The organism is Longimicrobium sp., from assembly GCF_036280135.1.
Lineage (GTDB): Bacteria > Gemmatimonadota > Gemmatimonadetes > Longimicrobiales > Longimicrobiaceae > Longimicrobium.
The window spans coordinates 1-4,241 of record NZ_DASURI010000304.1; the positions used below are offsets into that span (position 1 = coordinate 1).

At 71.2% G+C, this 4,241-nt stretch carries 3 protein-coding genes; all 3 read right to left on the reverse strand.

Features of this window, described 5'->3' with window-relative positions; translation table 11 throughout:
• Positions 1-264: 264 nt before the first annotated feature.
• Positions 265-1,590, reverse strand: coding sequence for an MFS transporter (locus VFZ20_RS09670; protein ID WP_329683660.1), 1,326 nt, complete (start codon positions 1,588-1,590; stop codon positions 265-267).
• An 80-nt stretch (positions 1,591-1,670) separates the two neighbouring features.
• Complete coding sequence (gene uxuA, locus VFZ20_RS09675; RefSeq protein ID WP_329683661.1) at positions 1,671-2,702, reverse strand: mannonate dehydratase; 1,032 nt, start codon at positions 2,700-2,702, stop codon at positions 1,671-1,673.
• Between the two features lie 338 nt (positions 2,703-3,040).
• The gene (locus VFZ20_RS09680) at positions 3,041-3,859 is read right to left on the reverse strand and encodes an SDR family oxidoreductase (protein WP_329683662.1); all 819 of its coding nucleotides are present in this window, start codon (positions 3,857-3,859) and stop codon (positions 3,041-3,043) included.
• Positions 3,860-4,241 lie beyond the last annotated feature (382 nt).

Here is a 4,241-nt window from a genome sequence, read left to right on the forward strand (position 1 = left end):
CTCGCCAACCCCTCCCCCGAAGTTGGGGGAGGGGTCGCCACCGAGCCGCGAGGAACGAGCGGCGCAGGCGGCGGGGGAGAGGGCCCCCCGTCGCGCAGCGACGGGCCTCCGCCCCGCACGATCTCTGACGATCTCCGGACGGCCACTTCTCCTACGCGGGTCTCCGCCCCCGTGCAGTAAGCCCGTTGGAAGTTTACACCCTCTCCCGCGCAGTTTGCGGGAGAGGGTGCGAGCCTGGGCGAGCGGGTGAGGGCCCCTGGGGGCCTACGCGTCCACGTCCGCCGGCTCCAGCCGGGGCACCAGCAGGTGGATCACCGCCAGCGCGGCCACGTACGCCAGCCCGCACACCGTGAAGATGATGGAGTAGTTGCTGTTGGTGGCCTGCAGCACGTACCCCGTGGCGCGCTGGAACGCGAACCCGCCCATGGCCCCCGCGAACCCGCCGATCCCCACCACCGACGCCACCGCGCGCCGCGGAAAGGTGTCGCTCGCCAGGGTGAACAGGTTGGCGCTCCACCACTGGTGCGCCGCCGCCGCCACGCTCACGATGGCCACCGCCGCCCACATGCTCCCCGCCATCGGCGCGAACATCGTGGGCACGATGAGCAGCGCCGCGATCAGCATGGCCGTCTTTCGCCCCGCGTTCACGCTCCACCCGCGCTTGATGAGGGCGCTCGAGACCCATCCGCCGCCCACCGATCCCACGTCCGCCACGAGGTAGATGACGACCAGCGGCGCGGCCAGCCCGGCCAGGTGCACGTCCCAGCGGCTGTCCAGGTACTTGGGCAGCCAGAACAGGTAGAACCACCACACCGGGTCCGTCATCAGCTTGCCCAGGAAGAACGCCCACGTCTGCCGGTGGCGCAGCAGCCGCAGCCACGGGATGGACGTGGTGCTCTCCGCCGGGTCGCTGCGGATGTGCGCCAGCTCCGCCGGCGACACGCGCGGATGCTCCTCCGGCTCACGGTAGAGCACCAGCCAGAACGCCAGCCACACGAAGCCCAGCGCGCCGGTGACGATGAACGCCATCTGCCACCCCCAGCGCAGGGTGATCCACGGCACCAGCAGCGGCGCCGCGATGGCGCCTACGTTGCTCCCCGCGTTGAAGATGCCCGTGGCCAGGGCGCGCTCCTTTCGCGGAAACCACTCCGCCGTGGCCTTGATGGCGCCGGGGAAGTTGCCGCTCTCGCCCAGCCCCAGCGCCGCGCGGGCAATGGAGAACCCCGCCGCGCCCCGCGCCAGCGCGTGCGCCATGGCGGCCACGCTCCACGCCACGATGGCCGTGGCGAACCCGCGCCGCACGCCCACGCGGTCCAGCAATCGGCCGACGACCAGGAAGCCCAGGCCGTACGCGAAGGTGAACCACGAGACGATGGCGCCGTACTCCACCTCGCTCCACCCCAGCTCGTCCGACAGCACGGGCGCCAGGATGCCCAGCACCTGCCGGTCGATGTAGTTGATGGTGGTCGCGAAGAAGAGGAGCGCGCACACGGTCCACCGGTAGCGCGACATCCGCCCGTCCGCGCCGGGCGATGTGCCCAGGGTCGCGACGGAGGCGGCGGGCGAGGGCGGTGCGTTCAGTGGGGACATGCGCGCTCCTTCGGGGGGTCCGGCCGGCGGACGGTCCGCGCGGCGTTTGGGGTTCAGAAAGCGACGTCGGGAGATGCGGATCAGCCTTCCAATCCCTCCCACAATCCCTGCAGGTAGACGGCGCCCAGGGCGCGGTCGTACAGCCCGTAGCCGGGGCGGCCCTGCTCGCCCCAGATCATCCGCCCGTGGTCCGGCCGCATGGGTCCGTCAAAGCCCGTGTCCCGCAGGGCGCGGAGCACGGCGCGCATGTCCACGCTCCCGAAGCGCGAGGGATGCGGCGCCTCGTGGAACCGCCGTTCGCCCGTGACGAGCACGTTGCGGCAATGGGCAAAGTGGATGCGGGGGCCGATGCGCCGCACCATGGCCGGCAGGTCGTTCGCGGGGTCCGCGCCCAGCGATCCGGTGCAGAACGTGACGCCGTTCGCCGGCGAATCGACGAGGCCGACGAGCCGCTCCAGCGCCGCGCCGTCCGTGATGATCCGTGGCAGGCCGAAGATGGGCCACGGCGGATCGTCCGGGTGGATGGCCAGCCGCACGCCCGCGCTCTCCGCCACGGGGACGACCCGCTCGAGGAAGTACGCCAGGTTCTCCCACAGCCGCTCCTCGTCGATCTGCTGATACGCGGTGAGGAGCGCGCCCAGCGCCTGGGCGTCGTACGCGGCGGCCCAGCCGGGCAGGTCGCCCGTGCCGCGCGACAGGTCGATGCGGCGCAGTGCATCGTCGTCGTACGCCAGCGCCGTGGAGCCGTCCGGCAGCGGCAGGGCGAGCTCCGTCCGCGTCCAGTCGAAGATGGGCATGAAGTTGTAGCAGACGACGGGGATTCCCATCGCCCCCACCTGCTCCACGCTGCGGCACCACGCGTCGATCCAGCGGTTGCGGTCCGGCCGGCCCAGCTTGACGTCTTCGTGCACGGGGATGGATTCCACCACGTCCCAGCGCAGCCCGGCGGCGGTGATGAGGTCCGCGTGGCGCTCCATTCCCTCGCGCGTCCACGGCTCGCCCGGCGGCAGGTCTTGCAGCGCGCTGACGATGCCCTCCACCCCCGGCACCTGGCGGATGTACCGCAGCGGCACCGGGTCGCCCGGCCCGAACCAGCGAAACGTCATCCGCATGCGGATTCTTCTCTCCAGGATTGCCGTCCGCCGATGACCACGATCGGGCGCTCGATTCCGATCATCATCTCACGTCCCGCCGAACGGGTTCGCGCACAATGCTGCCCGTGCCGCGCACCTCCGCCCGCTCGCCCACCGACCCCGCCACCATCCGCCGGACCTCGCTTCGTCCGCACCTCGTGAGCGACAGCGGGACGAGGAAAAGACGATGCGGAGAGTTTGTTTCCAGTTCGGTCAAATGTAGAGGTGCACGGAAACGGGTGCATGACCGGTACGGCGGGAGTGGACGATGGGCGCGGATGGAGACGCGGCACCGCGGACGAGGCCCACGGTTCTGCTCAGACACCGCTGAAGGCGCTGAAGCCGCCGTCCACGGGGATCACGATCCCGGTGACAAACGAGGCGGCATCGCTCAGCAGCCACTGCACGGCGCCGATGAGCTCCTCCGCCCGGCCGAATCGGCCCATGGGCGTGCGGGCCAGGATGGTGCGCGCGCGGCCCGTCGGCGTGCCGTCGGGGTTCACGAGCACGGCCCGGTTCTGCTCCGAGACGAAGAACCCGGGCGCGACGGCGTTCACGCGCACGCCGTCACCATAGCGACGCGCCAAGTCCACGGCCAGCCAGCGCGTAAAGCTGTCGATCCCCGCCTTGGCCACGGAGTAGCCCATCACGCCGCTGATGGCCTGCAGGGCCGCCATGGACGAGATGTTGACGATGCTCCCCGCCCCCTGCCCCTCCGCCATCGTCTCGCCGAACACGGTCGACGGGACCACGCTGCCGTGCAGGTTCAGCCGAAGCACCTCGTCGAACGAGTCGCCGGGCACCTCGAAGATGGGCCGATTGTCGTTCCGCGCGCGGGCCACGTTGCCGCCCGCCGCGTTCACCAGCGCGTCCACGCGGCCCCAGGCGCCCAGCAGCGTGTCACGCGCGCCGCGCAGGGCCGCCTCGTCCAGCACGTCGGCCACGAGCGCCAGGGCCTCGCCCCCCGCCGCGCGGATCTCCTCCGCCTTGCGCTCGGCGGCGTCGGGGCGGCGTCCCAGGACGGCGATGCGCGCGCCGCCGGCGGCCAAGCCCGAGGCCAGGCTGCCGCCCAGCACGCCGTACCCGCCCGTGACCACCACCACCTTCCCCGCCAAGCTGAACGCGCTCCCGGACATCGGCCGCCCCAGAGACAAAGTGATAAGATGAATAAACAGCTTAGGGTCCGCGCTCCCCGCCGTCAATCCCCTTTCGCACAGACTCGTGACAAAACGGAACGGGACGCGGGCGACGGCGCAACCGGGAGCGTCCTTGAGGTCGGGATCTGGCGAAGTGCGGGAGAGCGCCCCCTCCGGGCTCGCGGAGCTCGCCCACCTCCCCCAAAACTGCTGGAGGAGGTGGGAAGCGCTGGATCTCTGCCACGCGACGGCCGGTCGCGGACCGGAGGAATCAGCAGGAGGGCGGCGTTCCTTGGTAGAGGGGTTGCTTTCGGCGAGGGGACGGCATCCGCGTTTTTTCGAAGAGGCATAGTGTCGGCGGCGGAGCGCGGAATCCGCCGAT